At 71.4% G+C, this 14,539-nt stretch carries 13 protein-coding genes; 7 read left to right on the top strand and 6 right to left on the bottom strand.

The features are described from left to right. Positions 1–446: 446 nt before the first annotated feature. The 6 genes from ABT288_RS10935 (at position 447) to ABT288_RS10910 (ending at position 6,683) form a co-directional block, all read left to right on the top strand. A complete protein-coding gene (locus ABT288_RS10935) occupies positions 447–1,217 on the top strand; it encodes a DeoR/GlpR family DNA-binding transcription regulator (RefSeq protein WP_351605033.1) in 771 nt (256 codons plus the stop codon). Positions 1,218–1,294: 77 nt separating this feature from the next. Beyond that, positions 1,295–2,659 carry an ABC transporter substrate-binding protein gene (locus tag ABT288_RS10930; protein ID WP_351605031.1) on the top strand — a complete coding sequence of 455 codons (1,365 nt, stop codon included), beginning with the start codon at positions 1,295–1,297 and terminating at the stop codon, positions 2,657–2,659. Next, a complete protein-coding gene (locus tag ABT288_RS10925) occupies positions 2,656–3,591 on the top strand; it encodes a carbohydrate ABC transporter permease (RefSeq protein ID WP_351605028.1) in 936 nt (311 codons plus the stop codon). The genes ABT288_RS10930 and ABT288_RS10925 overlap by 4 nt, the downstream gene beginning before the upstream one ends. Beyond that, entirely contained in the window at positions 3,588–4,415 is an 828-nt protein-coding gene (locus ABT288_RS10920; protein ID WP_351605025.1) for a carbohydrate ABC transporter permease, read from the top strand. Before ABT288_RS10925 ends, ABT288_RS10920 begins: the two co-directional genes overlap by 4 nt. Beyond that, positions 4,412–5,401: a zinc-dependent alcohol dehydrogenase family protein gene (locus ABT288_RS10915; RefSeq protein ID WP_351605022.1), complete on the top strand. Its 990-nt coding sequence runs from the start codon at positions 4,412–4,414 to the stop codon at positions 5,399–5,401. The genes ABT288_RS10920 and ABT288_RS10915 overlap by 4 nt, the downstream gene beginning before the upstream one ends. An 82-nt stretch (positions 5,402–5,483) precedes the next feature. Further along, entirely contained in the window at positions 5,484–6,683 is a 1,200-nt protein-coding gene (locus tag ABT288_RS10910; RefSeq protein WP_351605019.1) for a TerD family protein, read from the top strand. Between the two features lie 44 nt (positions 6,684–6,727). Here ABT288_RS10910 and ABT288_RS10905 read toward each other — a convergent pair whose 3' ends face one another. From ABT288_RS10905 to ABT288_RS10885, 5 genes are all read right to left on the bottom strand, one after another. Further along, entirely contained in the window at positions 6,728–7,324 is a 597-nt protein-coding gene (locus tag ABT288_RS10905; protein ID WP_351605016.1) for a TetR/AcrR family transcriptional regulator, read from the bottom strand. 57 nt (positions 7,325–7,381) lie between these two features. Further along, positions 7,382–8,020: a 2'-5' RNA ligase family protein gene (locus ABT288_RS10900; RefSeq protein ID WP_351605013.1), complete on the bottom strand. Its 639-nt coding sequence runs from the start codon at positions 8,018–8,020 to the stop codon at positions 7,382–7,384. A gap of 86 nt (positions 8,021–8,106) precedes the next feature. Then, positions 8,107–8,484 (bottom strand): hypothetical protein, encoded by a 378-nt coding sequence (locus ABT288_RS10895; RefSeq protein WP_351605010.1) that lies wholly within the window; start codon positions 8,482–8,484, stop codon positions 8,107–8,109. A 165-nt stretch (positions 8,485–8,649) separates the two neighbouring features. Then, positions 8,650–10,101, bottom strand: coding sequence for an alkaline phosphatase PhoX (locus tag ABT288_RS10890; protein WP_351605008.1), 1,452 nt, complete (start codon positions 10,099–10,101; stop codon positions 8,650–8,652). Positions 10,102–10,261: 160 nt separating this feature from the next. Next, positions 10,262–11,689 (bottom strand): hypothetical protein, encoded by a 1,428-nt coding sequence (locus ABT288_RS10885; protein ID WP_351605006.1) that lies wholly within the window; start codon positions 11,687–11,689, stop codon positions 10,262–10,264. Positions 11,690–11,954: 265 nt separating this feature from the next. Between ABT288_RS10885 and ABT288_RS10880 the strand changes: the two genes are divergently transcribed. Continuing rightward, positions 11,955–13,781 carry a DUF8508 domain-containing protein gene (locus tag ABT288_RS10880; protein WP_351605003.1) on the top strand — a complete coding sequence of 609 codons (1,827 nt, stop codon included), beginning with the start codon at positions 11,955–11,957 and terminating at the stop codon, positions 13,779–13,781. Positions 13,782–13,788: 7 nt separating this feature from the next. On the opposite strand, the gene ABT288_RS10875 is transcribed toward ABT288_RS10880, so the two are convergent. Continuing rightward, a complete protein-coding gene (locus ABT288_RS10875) occupies positions 13,789–14,526 on the bottom strand; it encodes an SRPBCC family protein (protein ID WP_351605000.1) in 738 nt (245 codons plus the stop codon). Positions 14,527–14,539 lie beyond the last annotated feature (13 nt).

The raw sequence follows: 14,539 nt of genomic DNA, 5'->3' as shown, positions 1-14,539 counted from the left end.
AACCCGGACACACGGCAAACCCCCACCGGCCCGCAAACCCGACGGAGGACGGCCGACGCGACGGCCACACCCACCACACCCCGACGCCCGGCAGGTGCCGCGCAGCGACGGCTGCGGCCCCGGCCGCCGGGCGGCACGGAGCCGAGGCCGGGGCGGGAGGCCCCGGAGAGGCTGCGGCCGAAAGAGCCCCGGCGGCTCGAAACGATCGTCCACGCGCGCGTGCGGACACCGAACGGGCCCGTCCGCCGCCGCATTCGGGCATCCGAGGCGCCCGCTCCCACCCCGCCGGGCACGGCCGCGCAGGTCCGCGCCGGGCACCGCCCTCGGTGAACGGGCACAAGCGGGCAGTATCGGGCCCGCAACAGGCCTGGTCAGTGCCGCACGCCCGCTGTAGAACTTCCCCCATGGGCCCGAACGGGCGGTTCCGCGGGAAGGTGGGTGACGACATGGGCACAGGGACGGCGGAAGAACGCCAGCGCGCGATCGTGCGGGCGGCGCGCGCCGCCGGCTCGGTCGACGTCACCGCGCTCGCCGCCGAGCTGGGCGTGGCCAAGGAGACCGTCCGGCGCGATCTGCGTGCCCTGGAGGACCACGGGCTGGTCCGTCGTACGCACGGCGGCGCCTATCCGGTGGAGAGCGCGGGCTTCGAGACGACGCTCGCCTTCCGCGCCACCAGCCACGTGCCCGAGAAGCGCCGGATCGCGGCCGCCGCGGCCGAGCTGCTCGGGGACGCGGAGACGGTCTTCGTGGACGAGGGCTTCACCCCGCAGCTCATCGCCGAGGCCCTGCCCGCCGACCGGGCGCTGACCGTGGTCACCGCGTCCCTGCCGGTCGCGGGCGCCCTGGCGGAGGCCGAGCAGATCCAGGTCCTGCTCCTCGGCGGCCGGGTCCGGGCCGGCACGCTGGCCACCGTCGACCACTGGACCACGAAGATGCTCGCCGGCTTCGTCATCGACCTCGCCTACATCGGAGCCAACGGCATCTCCCGCGAGCACGGCCTCACCACCCCCGACCCGGCGGTCAGCGAGGTCAAGGCGCAGGCGATACGGGCCGCGCGCCGCACCGTCTTCGCGGGCGTGCACACCAAGTTCGGCGCGGTCAGCTTCTGCCGGTTCGCCGAGGTCGGCGCGCTGGAGACGATCGTGACGAGCACCCAGCTCCCGGCCTCCGAGGCCCACCGCTACTCCCTGCTGGGCCCGCAGGTCATCCGGGTCTGAAAGACCGACTCACTCCTTCCAGAGGCGTTCCACACCGCCAAGTGCCCTTTATATCCCGATATCTTCAGGAGCGATCCATGCGAACCCAGAGCCGACGGAGGCCGCGAGCCACGCTCGCCATGGCCGCCGCAGGGACGCTGCTCGCCCCGCTGCTCTCCGGCTGCTGGGTCGGCGCGGGCGGGACCGGTGGCGGCGACTCCATCAACGTGTTGATGGTCAACAACCCCCAGATGACCGAGCTGCAGAAGCTCGCCCCCCGCTTCACCGAAGAGACCGGCATCAAGGTCAACTTCACGGTCCTGCCCGAGAACGACGTCCGCGACAAGATCAGCCAGGACTTCGCCAACCAGGCCGGGCAGTACGACGTGGCGACCCTGAGCAACTACGAGATACCCATCTACGCCCGCAACGGCTGGCTGCACGAGATGAACTCGTACGTCGCGAAGGACCCGTCGTACGACGAACAGGACGTCCTGGGGCCCATGCGCCAGTCCCTGACCGCCTCCGACGGCAAGCTCTACGGCCAGCCCTTCTACGGCGAGTCGTCCTTCCTGATGTACCGCAAGGACGTGTTCGCGGCGAAGGGCCTGACCATGCCCGCGCACCCGACGTGGACGCAGGTCGCCGACCTCGCCGCGCGGGTGGACGGCGCCAGGCCCGGCATGAAGGGCATCTGTCTGCGCGGCCTGCCCGGCTGGGGCGAGATGATCGCGCCGCTGACCACGGTGGTGAACACCTTCGGCGGCACCTGGTTCGACAAGAACTGGAAGGCGCACCTCGACTCCCCCGAGTTCGAGAAGGCGACGAAGTTCTATGTCGACCTGGTGCGCAGGCACGGCGAGTCCGGTGCCGCCCAGTCCGGCTTCGCCGAGTGCCTCAACGACATGACCCAGGGCAAGGTCGCCATGTGGTACGACGCCACGTCCGCGGCCGGCCTGCTGGAGGCGAAGGGCTCCCCCGTCCAGGGCAAGCTCGGCTACGCCCCCGCCCCCGTGGAGAAGACCTCGTCCTCCGGCTGGCTCTACACCTGGGCCTGGGGCATCCAGAAGGCCTCCCGCAATCCGGACAGGGCCTGGAAGTTCGTGTCCTGGGCGTCCGGCAAGGGGTACGAGCAGCTGGTCGGCCGGACCAGCGGCTGGCCGAACGTCCCGGCGGGCAAGCGGGCCTCGACGTACACCAACGCCGACTACCGCGCGTCGGCCGCCGCCTTCCAGGACATGACGAAGCAGGCCATCGAGAGCGCCCGGCCCGGTGATCCCGGTGTGCAGCCGCGCCCCGCGCCCGGCATCCAGTTCGTCGACATCCCCGAGTTCACCGACCTCGGCACCAAGGTCTCCCAGGAGATCAGCGCGGCCGTCGCCGGACGCCAGTCCGTCGACTCGGCCCTGAGGCACTCGCAGGCGCTCGCCGAGAAGATCTCCAAGGAGTACGAGGGACGATGACCGCGACGACAGCACCCCTTGCGACCACACCGGTACGCGCCACGCGGCAGCCCTCCGCCCGCCTGCGCGCCTGGGCCACCCGGGCCCCGCTCATGCCCGCCCTCGTCTTCATGATCGTGGTGACCCAGCTGCCGTTCGTGGCCACGCTGGTGATCTCCCTCTTCGACTGGAACGCCCTCTACCCCAAGGCCCGCCACTTCACCGGCCTGGACAACTACCGCCAGGTCCTGACGGACGCGGACCTGCGCCACTCGGTCTGGACGACCGTGCTGCTCACCGTGACGGTGGTGCTGGTCAGCCTGGTCCTCGGGCTGGCGCTCGCGCTGCTGCTGAACCGGAAGTTCCTCGGCCGGGGCATCGTCCGCACCCTCCTCATCGCACCCTTCCTGGTCGTGCCGGTGGCCGCGGCCCTGCTCTGGAAGCATGTGCTCTACAACCCCGAATACGGACTGCTGAATGGGTTGTTGCACTATTTGGGCGGCCCACAGCCCGACTGGATCTCCCACACCCCGCTGCTCGCGGTCGAGGCCTCCCTGGTGTGGCAGTGGACGCCGTTCATGATGCTGATCCTGCTCGCCGGGCTGCAGAGCCGTGACCCCGAGCAGATCGAGGCCGCGCGGGTGGACGGCGCGAACGACTGGCAGGTCTTCCGCCACCTGACGCTGCCGCACCTGCGCCGCTACCTCGAACTCGGCGCCCTGCTGGGCTCCATCTACATCGTCCAGAACTTCGACGCGGTCTTCACGATCACGTCCGGCGGCCTCGGCACCGCCAACCTGCCCTACACCGTCTACCAGAGCTTCTACCAGGCCCACGAGAACGGCCTCGCCTCGGCCGCCGGCGTCCTGGTGGTCATCGGCTCGATCATCATCGCGACCTTCGCCCTGCGCGTGGTGTCGTCCCTGTTCCGCGAGGAGGTGTCCCGCGCATGAACGCCGTGCTCCGCCGTAACGGCCTGGGTCTCGTGGCCTGGCTCGTCGGGATCGTGTTCTTCCTGCCCATCGCCTGGATGGCGCTGACGTCCTTCCACTCCGAGGCGGACGCGGCGACCAACCCGCCGTCCTTCGCCGCCTCCCTGACCCTCGACGGCTACCGCGAGTTCTTCGGGTCGGGCGGCGGCGCGAGCCCCTGGCCGGCGCTGATCAACTCCACGGTGGCGTCCGTGGTGTCGACGGCCTGCGTGCTGCTCCTCGCCCTGCCGGCGGCGTACGCGCTGTCGATCCGGCGGGTCCGCAAGTGGACGGACGTCCTGTTCTTCTTCCTGTCCACGAAGATGCTGCCGGTGGTGGCCGGCCTGCTGCCGGTCTACCTGTTCGCCAAGAACACCGGGACGCTCGACAACATCTGGCTCCTGGTCATCCTCTACACCTCCATGAACCTGCCGATCGCGGTGTGGATGATGCAGTCGTTCCTCGCCGAGGTCCCGGTGGCGGTGATCGAGGCGGCGCAGATCGACGGCGCCCGGCTGCCGACCATCCTCGCGCGCGTGGTCGCCCCGATCGCCCTGCCCGGCATCGCCGCCACCGCACTGATCTGCTTCATCTTCAGCTGGAACGAACTGCTCTTCGCCCGAGTCCTCACGGGCGTGGTCGCCGAGACCGCCCCCGTCTTCCTGACCGGCTTCATCACCAGCCAGGGCCTGTTCCTGGCCAAGGTGTGCGCCGCGTCGCTCGTCGTCTCCCTGCCGGTGCTCGCCGCGGGGTTCGCCGCCCAGGACAAGCTGGTCCAGGGCCTGTCGTTGGGAGCCGTGAAATGAAGGCCGCCGTCATCGAGTCCGTGGGCCGCGCCGTCGTCACCGAGGTGCCGGACCCGACGCCCGGCCCGCGCGAGGTCGTCGTGGAAGTGGCCGCCTGCGGCCTGTGCGGCACCGACCTGCACATCCTCCAGGGCGAGTTCGCGCCCAAGCTGCCGATCGTCCCCGGCCACGAGTTCGCGGGCGAGGTGGTCGGCGTCGGCACCCAGGTCACCGAGGTGGCGGTCGGCGACCGGGTGGCCGTCGACCCCTCCCTGTACTGCTACGAGTGCCGTTACTGCCGTACCGGCCACAACAACCTGTGCGAACGGTGGGCCGCGATCGGCGTGACCACGGCCGGCGGGGCGGCGCAGTACGCCGTCGCGCCGGTGGCGAACTGCGTCAAGCTGCCGGACCACGTGCGCACCGAGGACGCGGCCCTGGTCGAGCCGCTGTCCTGCGCCGTGCGCGGCTACGACGTCCTGCAGTCCCGTCTGGGCGCGCATGTCCTGATCTACGGCTCGGGGACCATGGGCCTGATGATGCTGGAGCTCGCCAAGCGGACCGGCGCGGCCCGTGTGGACGTGGTGGACGTGAACCCGGCACGCCTGGAGACGGCCGTACGGCTGGGCGTCTCGGCGTCCGCCGCGAACGCGGACGAGCTGGACCGTCCGCAGGGCTGGGACGTCGTGGTGGACGCGACCGGCAACGCGGCGGCGATCCAGGACGGCCTGGGCCGGGTGGCGAAGGCGGGTACGTTCCTGCAGTTCGGGGTGGCCGACTACGCGACCCGGGTCACGATCGACCCGTACCGCATCTACAACCAGGAGATCACCATCACCGGCTCCATGGCGGTGCTGCACAGCTTCGAGCGGGCGGCCGAGCTGTTCGCGAACGGGGTGCTGGACCCGCAGGTGTTCATCAGCGACCGGATCCCGCTGGCGCGGTACCCGCAGGCGCTGGAGCAGTTCGCGGCCGGGGTGGGGCGGAAGATCGTGGTGGTGCCGTAGGCCGTCCGGCGGGCCGTTCGACGGGTTTCCGCGGGTAAGGGAACGGTAAAGCGGTGTTGTTCGTTCACCCGGCATGACAGCTATGACCCCTGGCTCGAACATCCCTCTTCCGGCCGCGCGCGTGACGGTGGACGTCGCCGCTCCGGTGCGGCTCGACGTGTCGGGCCTGCTGCTCACCGCCGACGGCAAGGTGCGCTCGGACGACGACTTCATCTTCTACAACCAGCCGGCGGGGCCGGGCGTGACGTATGCGCCCGGCGGCGGTGCGGCGCCGGACGCGATCACGGTCGACACCGCCGCCGTCCCGCCGGACATCGAGAAGATCGTCGTCACGGCCAGCCCGGACGCGGCCGGCCGGACCTTCCAGGGCATCGAGCCGACGGCCACGATCCGCGACGCGGACGGCGGCGCGGTGCTGGCCACGTTCACCCCGCCCCAGCTCGGCGCGGAGACGGCGCTGGTCGTCGTGGAGATCTACCGCCGGGGCGGCACCTGGAAGGCCCGCGCGGTCGGCCAGGGGTACGCCAACGGGCTGGCCGGCATCGCGACGGACTTCGGCGTGACGGTGGAGGAGCCGGCGGCGGCCCCGGCGGCTGCGCCGCAGCCGGTGGCCCCGCCGGCGCCCACCGTGCAGACGCCGGTCACCCCGCCCGCCCCGCCGGTGTCCCCTCCCCCGGTCCCGCCCGCGCCCGCTCCGGGCGCCGGGAAGATCAACCTCGACAAGGGGCGGGTCAGCCTCCGGAAGAACCAGACCGTGTCCCTCGTCAAGGGCGGCCGCCCGCTGCTCGCCCAGGTCAGGATGGGGCTCGGCTGGGAGCCGGCGTTCCGCGGCGCGGACATCGACCTGGACGCCTCGGTCATCGCCTACGGCCCGCAGCGCAACCACGTCGACAGCTGCTACTTCGGCAAGCTGACGATCCTGAACGGCGCGATCAAGCACTCCGGCGACAACCTCACCGGCGAGGGCGCGGGCGACGACGAGGTGATCACGGTCGACCTCGGCCGCGTGCCCCAGGAGATCACCGGTCTGGTCTTCACGGTCAACTCCTTCTCCGGCCAGAAATTCACCGAGGTCGCCAAGGCCTACTGCCGCCTGGTGGACGCCACCACCGACGAGGAACTGGTCCGCTTCGACCTCACCCACGCCGAGCCCCAGACGGGCGTGATGATGGCCAAGCTCGTCCGCCAGTTCTCCGGCGAGTGGGACATGACGGCTCTGGGCGACTTCGTCAAGGCCCGCACGGTGAGAAACATGGTGGAGCCGGGGGCGCGGGCCCTGTAGACGGTCGTACCCGGCCGTACGAGAGCCGGTGGCGCCCCCGTCCGTCAGGGGGCGCCCGGTTCCCGGGCCGTGCCGTCCGGCCGCAGTCCCTCCGTCAGCAGGGACAGGTAGCGGCGGATCTGCCTCCCCTGCCCGTCCGCGAGTTCCGACGCGGACGCCACGCCATGTGCGAGGCGCAGGACCTCGATCGGCTCGACGTCCTCCCGCAGGCTGCCCTCCCGCTGGGCCGCCTCCACCAGCCGCCGTGCCGCGTCCTTCATCCGGGTGCCGCAGGCCGTGGCCGCGAGGGAGCTGCCGTCGGTGACGGCCGAACCCAGGAGGGCCTTCAGGCCGCGCACCTGGATCGCCCCGACACCCACCTCGCCCAGCCACTCCACCAGCGCCTCACCGGGCGGCAGTTCGGCGGCGAGCTCGTCGGCCCGGGCCGCCATGGCCTCGATCCGGTCCACGTACGCGGCCTCCAGCAGCGCCTGCCGGGTCGGGAAGTGCCGGTAGAGCGTGCCGGAGCCGACGCCCGCTCGCTTGGCGATGTCGTCCAGTGACGCGTTCTCCCCGTGCTCGGCGAAGGCCTCCGCCGCGACCTTCAGCAGCCGCTCATAGTTGCGCCGGGCGTCCGCGCGCATGGGCCTGACCTGCGGCATCCAGACACTCCTCGCGGACCGGGGATTCTCCCCGAATCCTATCGGGACGCCCCCCGGTCAGTGCGGTTCCGGGGGCTCGTACCCGCCGGTGGCCGGGTCCGGTCCGAGATGGCGGCGTACCGCGCCGGTGCCCAGGCCGATCGTGGCACGCGTCCGCATCGGGCCGTCGTCACGGCGGGACAGCACCGCGATCTCGGCCACGCGCGCATGCAGTACGCCGAGCCGGGCGGCGCATTCGGCGGCGAGCACACGCGGGGCGCGGGTGCGGCCGAGCGAGAGGTGCGGGGTGAAACGCGGGAAGCGGTCCGTGCAGGACGGGAAGGGCTCCGCCAGCACGCGCCGGAGCTCCGTCCAGGGCGCGGCGCCGGCCGCCGCGGGGTCGAGCCACACGGTGGAGTAGGACCGGTGGCGGAAGAAGCGGACCCCGCCGAGCCGGATGCCGAAGGGCTCGCACTGCGCGGCCGCGGCGGCCAGCAGCGGGAACGCCGCCGGGAAGTCCTCCTCCGGTACGAAGCCGAAGATCAGGTTCACATGGGGCGGCCAGCGGCGGATCTGCGGGTCGTGCTCGGCGCGGATGCCCTGGATGGCGGGCCACAGTCCGGCCGGGGGCAGCCACGCCACGGCGGTCCGGGGCGTCGGGGCCGACTCCAGGCGGCCGGGGGCGGCGGCCGGGCGGGGCGTCGGGGGGCGGGGCATATCGCCATCATGGCCCCGCCCCCCGACGGCCGCCGTGCCTGGTCTCCGGCGGGTGGCTCACCGTCCCGGCCGCATGGTCCGGCTCCTCACGCCTCCGAGGCGTTCACGTCCGCCCAGGCGTCGGAGAAGCGTTCAGCCGCGCGCTCGTGGTCGCGCTTGCACCGCTTGTGATGGTGCTTGCACTTGTGGTGCTTGTGACAGGGCTTCGGCTCCTCGTGTTTGTGACAGGGTTTCGAGCCGTGATGCTCATGCCCCGGCTTCGACTCCTCGGGCTCGTGGCCCGGCCTCGAATGCTCCTCGCTGTGCGGGGCGCCCCACGTGACCACCGCGGTGGCGTGCGCGGAAGCCACGGCGGAGACCTCGTGCGGACCGTCGGTGCCCTCGGCGAAGCCGACGCCGGCGCCCAGGGTGGACAGTCCCGCGACCACCGCCGCCACGAGCGCGGCGCGCTGAAACGTGCGCATGTGTGTGCCCTTTCTCATCTGAGTGTGATGGTAGAACTACTCAGCGTGAGAATAGACGCACGGATCGTAGTAACGTGAGATATAAGGGCCGGGCACGCCGACCGGAACAGCGTGCGCGTACTTCGACGAATCGAGCTCGAGTCACCCGTTCGGCGAATCCGTGTCCTAACGCCGCTGCCGCTTCCACGGCCCCGTGATCGCGAGCATGATGCCGGGTGTCTGGATGTTGGCGAACAGGGTCCGGCCGTCGGGGGAGAAAGTGACGCCGGTGAACTCGCTGTATTCCGGCTCCGCTTCGGTGCCCGTGTTGAGTTCGTTGCGGGCGATCGGGTAGGTGCGGCCGCTCTCGGTGGCGCCGAACAGGTGCTGGACGCCCTCGCCGTCCTCGGCGATGACCAGGCCGCCGTACGGGGAGACGGTGATGTTGTCGGGGCCGTCGAAGGCGCCGTCCCGGCCCGGGTCCGGGTTCATGCCGAGCAGGACCTTGAGGGTCAGCGTGCGGCGCCGCGGGTCGTAGAACCAGACCTGGCCGTCGTGCTGGACCGGGCTCTCCGCGCGGGCGTAGGAGGAGACGATGTAGGCGCCGCCGTCGCCCCACCACATGCCCTCCAGCTTGCGGGCGCGGGTGACCTGGCCGTCGGTGAACTGCTTGCGCACCGACACGGTCCTCGCGTCGCGGTCGGGGACGTCCACCCAGTCGACGCCGTAGACCGTGCCGATCCTCGTGGCGCGGGACAGGTCGTCGACGAACCTTCCGCCGGAGTCGAAGCACCTGAAGGCCTGGAGCCGGCCCGCGTCGTCGGCGAGGGTGCGCAGCTCGCCGCGGCCGTGGCGGAAGCCCTCCGGCGGGGTCCAGCGGTAGAGCAGGCCGTTGGGGCCGGCCGCGTCCTCGGTCAGGTAGAGGTGGCCGCGCCTGGGGTCGACGACGACGGCCTCGTGGGCGTAGCGGCCCAGGGCCTTGACGGGCCTGGGGTCGCGGTTGGCCCGGCGGTCCTCGGGGTCGACCTCGAAGACATAGCCGTGGTCCTTGGTGAAGCCGTGTGTGCCGGCCTTGTCCTCGGTTTCCTCGCAGGTCAGCCAGGTGCCCCACGGGGTGCTGCCGCCCGCGCAGTTGGTGGCGGTGCCGGCGATGCCGACCCATTCGGCGACCTCGCCGCCGCGGCGGACCTCGACGACGGTGCAGCCGCCGGCCGCCGCCGGGTCGTAGACGAGCCCCTCGGTCGGCGGCACCGGGTGCGGCCACTGGGCGCGGGCGCCGGCGAGCTCGTGGTTGTTGACGAGGAGGGTCGTGCCGCGGGGGCCCTCGAAGGCGGCGGTGCCGTCGTGGTGGGAGGGGGTGAACTCGCCGGACTCCAGCCTGGTCCTGCCGCTGTAGGTGACGATCTTGTACGTGAAGCCCGCCGGCAGGGCGAGGATGCCGTCCGGGTCGGGGACCAGCGGGCCGTAGCCGACGCCGTGGTGGCCGCTGTGGGCCGGTTCCTCCGCCCCGGCGGTGTCGATGTCGGTCGCGGCGAGGGCGTTGGGCGCGGTGGCGAGGACGCCGACGCTGCCCGCCAGGGCGACCCCGGCACCGGTGATCGCGGATTTTCTGGCGAAGTCCCTGCGGGTGAGCGACATGGTGTGTCTCCTGAGACGGTCGGAGTGCCGTGGAGGGGCGGACCTCGGTTCGGCGCACACGCTCCCGCCACACCCTGAACGGCAGTTGAACGCCGGGTCACTCCAGATGCCCTTGTTCAAGAATCCGTATGCACCACCCCATGGCCGACCCAAGGAGCCCTCAACCGCCGTGCGCCGACCTCGCCTTGAACGCGGCCTTCCGCGCCTCCTTCGCCACCTTCTTGTCCGGATGCAGCCGCCCCATCGCCTCCAGCACATCGGCCGTGGCCGGGTGCTCCACCCGCCAGGCCGCGGAGAAGAACCCGCTGTGCTGCGCGGCCAGCCCCTCCACCAGCGCCTGCAGCTCCGCGGAGTTGCCCTCGGCCGCCAGCTGCGCGGCCACCGTGTCGATGGTCAGCCAGAACACCAGCTCCTCGGACGGCGCCGGCACCCCCGCCGCGCCCCGTTCGCTGAGCCACACCCGGGCCAGGCCGCCCAGTTCCGGGTCGTCCAGCACCTCCCGCAGCGCCGGCTCGGCCTCCGTGCCGATCAGGGACAGGGCCTGCTGGCAGCGCAGTCGGCGCAGCGGCGCGCCCGCGTCCGCACCCCGTGCCGCCGCCAGCAACTCCCGTGCCGCGGCGAGGGGTTCGCGGCGCGCGAGCCACTGCTCGGTCTCGGCCCGGGCAGCCGCCTGGCCGAACCCGGCCGTGGCGTCGAGCAGCGCGTCCGCGCCCTTGTCGGCGAGGTCCCCGACGGCCGGCGCCTGGAGCCCGGCCTCCAGCAGCCGCGCCCGCAGCCCGTACGCACCGAGCGGGGTGAGCCGGACCATGCCGTACCGGGTGACGTCGGTGTCGTCCGGCGACGCCGCGGGCTCCTCCTCGGCGTCGGCCATCAGCGCCTCGTCGACCGGCTGGTACTCCACGAGCCCGACCGGCTCCAGCACCCGGAACTGGTCGTCGAGCCGCATCATCGCGTCGGAGACCTGCTCCAGGACGTCGTTGGTGGGCTCGCCCATGTCGTCGGGGACGATCATGGAGGCGGCGAGGGCGGGCAGCGGGACCGGGCCCTCGCCGGGGCCGTCCTCACTCACCGTCAGCAGATAGAGGTTGCCGAGGACGCCGTCCAGGAACTCCGCCTCGGCCTCGGGATCCCAGTCGAGTGACGCGAAATCGATCTCGCCGCCCTCGTCCAGGGTGTCGACCAGGTCGTCCAGGTCGGGGACGCTCGCGTCGGCGATGACGGTCTCCAGCGCGGTGAGCCACACGGCGAGCACATCGGCCGGGGCGCCCCCGGTGAGCAGCTTCAGCTCCTCGCCGGCCCGGACCGTCCCGGCCTCCTCGTCGACGATCTCGACCAGTCCGGTGTCCACGGCGACCCGCCAGGCCTCGGCGGCGTACGCGGCGGCGTCGTCGTCGCTCAGTCCGAGCACTTCGGCGGCGGCCGGAAGCTGCTCCTCGACCAGTCCGCCGCCGGCGTCCACGCGGGTGTCGGGCCCGGCCCAGCGGGCGAGGCGGGCGGCGCGGGAGAGCAGCGGAGTGGACAGCGCGGCGTGTGCCAGCTCCGCTTCGGGGCGCAGCCGTACGGGCGGCAGGGGGGAGCTGTCTGGCATCGGCTGGTTCTCCTCGGACCGTGAACGGGCTCAGCCGCTCAGCCTAGACGGATTTCCACCCATGCCGCCCGGTTCATCTCCCCGACGGCCACCGTACATGGCCGAAACCTTGACAACTCCCGTTGCCAGGCAGGAGATTGACGCGCGTAGAAGTTGGGGGGACAACTGTTCACTCGGCTCTACGCGTGTCACAGAGGGCTACGAGTCCTCCACGCTCCCGTACCACCCTCGTCCCGGCGCATCGTCACGTCCCCGGAGGGATCCCTTGCCGAGCAGGTCTTCCGCGCGCCTCGCCGCGCTCACCGTCGCCGCCGTCTGCAGCGCGGCGTCCGCCGTCGTCCTCACCTCGCCCGCGCACGCCGACTCGGTGCGTATCCACGACATTCAGGGCACCACCCGAATATCGCCGTTCGCGGGCCAGAAGGTGACGGACGTTCCCGGCATCGTCACGGCCACGCGCACCTACGGCTCCTCCAGAGGTTTCTGGATGCAGGATCCGAACCCGGACGACAATCCGGCCACCAGCGAGGGTGTCTTCGTCTTCACCGGCTCCGCGCCCAAGGTCGCGGCCGGCGACTCGGTGACGGTGACCGGCACGGTCTCGGAGTACGTCCCGGGCGGCGCCTCCTCCGGCAACCAGTCGGTCACGGAGATCACCAAGCCGACGATCACGACGGTCTCCACCGGCAACGCGGTCCCGGCGCCGGTCGTGATCGACGAGGACTCGGTGCCGGACGAGTACGCGCCGGAGGGCGACACCGCCGCCGGCGGTTCGGTCAACGGCCTGACCCTGGACCCGTCGGCGTACGCCCTGGACTACTACGAGTCCCTGGAGGGCATGAACGTCCAGGTCGAGGACACCCGCGTGGTCGGCCGCACCGACCCGTACAGCGAGCTGTGGGTCACGGTGAAGCCCTGGGAGCACCGGAGCCGCCGCGGCGGCACGGTCTACGGCTCCTACGACTCGCAGAACACCGGCCGGCTGCAGATCCAGTCGCTGGGCTCGACCGCCGACTTCCCGAAGGCGAACGTCGGCGACACCCTGGAGGGCACCACCACCGGCCCGCTGGACTTCAACCAGTTCGGCGGCTACACCCTGGTCGCGAGCAAGCTCGGCACGCTGAGGAGCGGCGGCCTGGAGCGCGAGACGACCCGCAGGCAGTCGGGCCGCGAGCTGGCGGTGGCCACCTACAACGTCGAGAACCTCGACCCGTCGGACAACACGTTCGACCAGCACGCCGCCGCGATCGTGAACAACCTGCAGTCGCCGGACATCGTGTCCCTGGAGGAGATCCAGGACAACAACGGTGCCACGGACGACGGCACGGTCGACGCGAGCGTCACCGTGAACAAGCTGATCGACGCGATCGTCGCGGCGGGCGGCCCGAAGTACGACTGGCGCTCGATCAACCCGGTCAACGACCAGGACGGCGGCGAGCCGGGCGGCAACATCCGCCAGGTGTTCCTGTTCAACCCCGAGCGGGTGTCCTTCGTGGACCGGCCGGGCGGCGACTCCACCACCGCGGTCGGCGTCACCAAGGAGAACGGCAAGGCCGAACTGACGGTCTCCCCCGGCCGGATCGACCCGGCGAACGCGGCCTGGAAGGACAGCCGCAAGCCGCTGGCCGGCGAGTTCGTCTTCCGCGGCAAGACCGTCTTCGTGATCGCCAACCACCTGGTCTCCAAGGGCGGCGACCAGGGCCTGACCTCGCAGTACCAGCCGCCCACGCGCAGCTCGGAGATCCAGCGCCACGCACAGGCGACCGCGGTGAACGCCTTCGTCAAGGACATCCTGAAGGTCCAGCGGAACGCGGACGTCATCGCGCTCGGCGACATGAACGACTTCGAGTTCTCCGGCACCGCGAAGATCCTCGAGGGTGACGGCGAGCTGTGGTCGGCGATCAAGTCGCTGCCGAAGAGCGAGCGTTACACCTACGACTACCAGGGCAACGAGCAGGTCCTGGACCAGATCCTGATCAGCCCCGCGATCCGGCGCGGCTGCGACTTCGAGTACGACAGCGTGCACATCAACGCCGAGTTCGACGACCAGATCAGCGACCACGACCCGCAGGTGCTGCGCTTGCGCCCGTAACTCCCGTTCAGGACTGGCTGAACACCCCGTTCAGCCAGTCCTGCCAGGCGCTCTCGTTCGCCTCGGCGTCGGCGTCCGGCGCGAAGTCGTGGATGCTGATGCCGAGGGGGGCGCCCCAGTGGCCGCGCCCGAAGAAGCGGATGAGCGCGCCGTCGGTGCGCAGCCCGATGAAGTACGGGTTGCGGTAGTCGAGTACGGCGTCCAGGGTCCGCCCGCCGGGTCCCCGCACGCCGGTCTTCGTCCCCGCCGCCGTGTCGTCCGCCAGGCCGAGGGCGTGCCCGACGGCGGCCAGCGCCCTCGGGTTCTGCGAGGCGGCGGGGCCCTGCAGCTGGGCGAAGACGACCGGGCGGGGTGCGAAGTGCGTCAGGTACTCGCACAGGGTGTGCAGATAGAAGTTGGTGTGCTTGCTCGCGCCGTCGTACTGGTTGTTCCAGTCGTCCGTGAAGATGCCGCTGTGGACATAGCGCACCCAGGCGCGGCGGCCCTCGTCGCGGGGCTCGATGGTGTAGTCGAGCTGGTTGGCGGTCTGGGTCGGGAAGCCGACGTCCTCGCTGCGGTTGGTGTAGCGGTGGGGCGGGTCCCAGGCGGTGACGGTGGATCCGAAGGGGCCCTTGCCGCCCTCCCTGGGCTCGGGCGGGTCCATGGGCCACAGATAGCCACCGGTGCCGGTGGTGACGGCCTCCCAGACCTTCTCGGGCGGGACGTCGACCTCGAACTCGCGGACGATCTCGAATTCCTTGGACATGGCGGGGCTCTTT

This window comes from Streptomyces sp. NPDC001093 (assembly GCF_040298985.1).
Classification (GTDB): domain Bacteria; phylum Actinomycetota; class Actinomycetes; order Streptomycetales; family Streptomycetaceae; genus Streptomyces.
The sequence above is the reverse complement of the archived record's forward strand: the minus strand, read 5'-3'. Positions and strand labels throughout refer to the sequence as shown.

Bases quoted from the DNA above. Each gene is read 5' to 3' on its own strand.
- ABT288_RS10935 (WP_351605033.1), top strand. From the start codon at position 447: ATGGGCACAGGGACGGCGGAAGAACGCCAGCGCGCGATCGTGCGGGCG.
- ABT288_RS10930 (WP_351605031.1), top strand. From the start codon at position 1,295: ATGCGAACCCAGAGCCGACGGAGGCCGCGAGCCACGCTCGCCATGGCC.
- ABT288_RS10925 (WP_351605028.1), top strand. From the start codon at position 2,656: ATGACCGCGACGACAGCACCCCTTGCGACCACACCGGTACGCGCCACG.
- ABT288_RS10920 (WP_351605025.1), top strand. From the start codon at position 3,588: ATGAACGCCGTGCTCCGCCGTAACGGCCTGGGTCTCGTGGCCTGGCTC.
- ABT288_RS10915 (WP_351605022.1), top strand. From the start codon at position 4,412: ATGAAGGCCGCCGTCATCGAGTCCGTGGGCCGCGCCGTCGTCACCGAG.
- ABT288_RS10910 (WP_351605019.1), top strand. From the start codon at position 5,484: ATGACCCCTGGCTCGAACATCCCTCTTCCGGCCGCGCGCGTGACGGTG.
- ABT288_RS10905 (WP_351605016.1), bottom strand. From the start codon at position 7,324: ATGCCGCAGGTCAGGCCCATGCGCGCGGACGCCCGGCGCAACTATGAG.
- ABT288_RS10900 (WP_351605013.1), bottom strand. From the start codon at position 8,020: ATGCCCCGCCCCCCGACGCCCCGCCCGGCCGCCGCCCCCGGCCGCCTG.
- ABT288_RS10895 (WP_351605010.1), bottom strand. From the start codon at position 8,484: ATGCGCACGTTTCAGCGCGCCGCGCTCGTGGCGGCGGTGGTCGCGGGA.
- ABT288_RS10890 (WP_351605008.1), bottom strand. From the start codon at position 10,101: ATGTCGCTCACCCGCAGGGACTTCGCCAGAAAATCCGCGATCACCGGT.
- ABT288_RS10885 (WP_351605006.1), bottom strand. From the start codon at position 11,689: ATGCCAGACAGCTCCCCCCTGCCGCCCGTACGGCTGCGCCCCGAAGCG.
- ABT288_RS10875 (WP_351605000.1), bottom strand. From the start codon at position 14,526: ATGTCCAAGGAATTCGAGATCGTCCGCGAGTTCGAGGTCGACGTCCCG.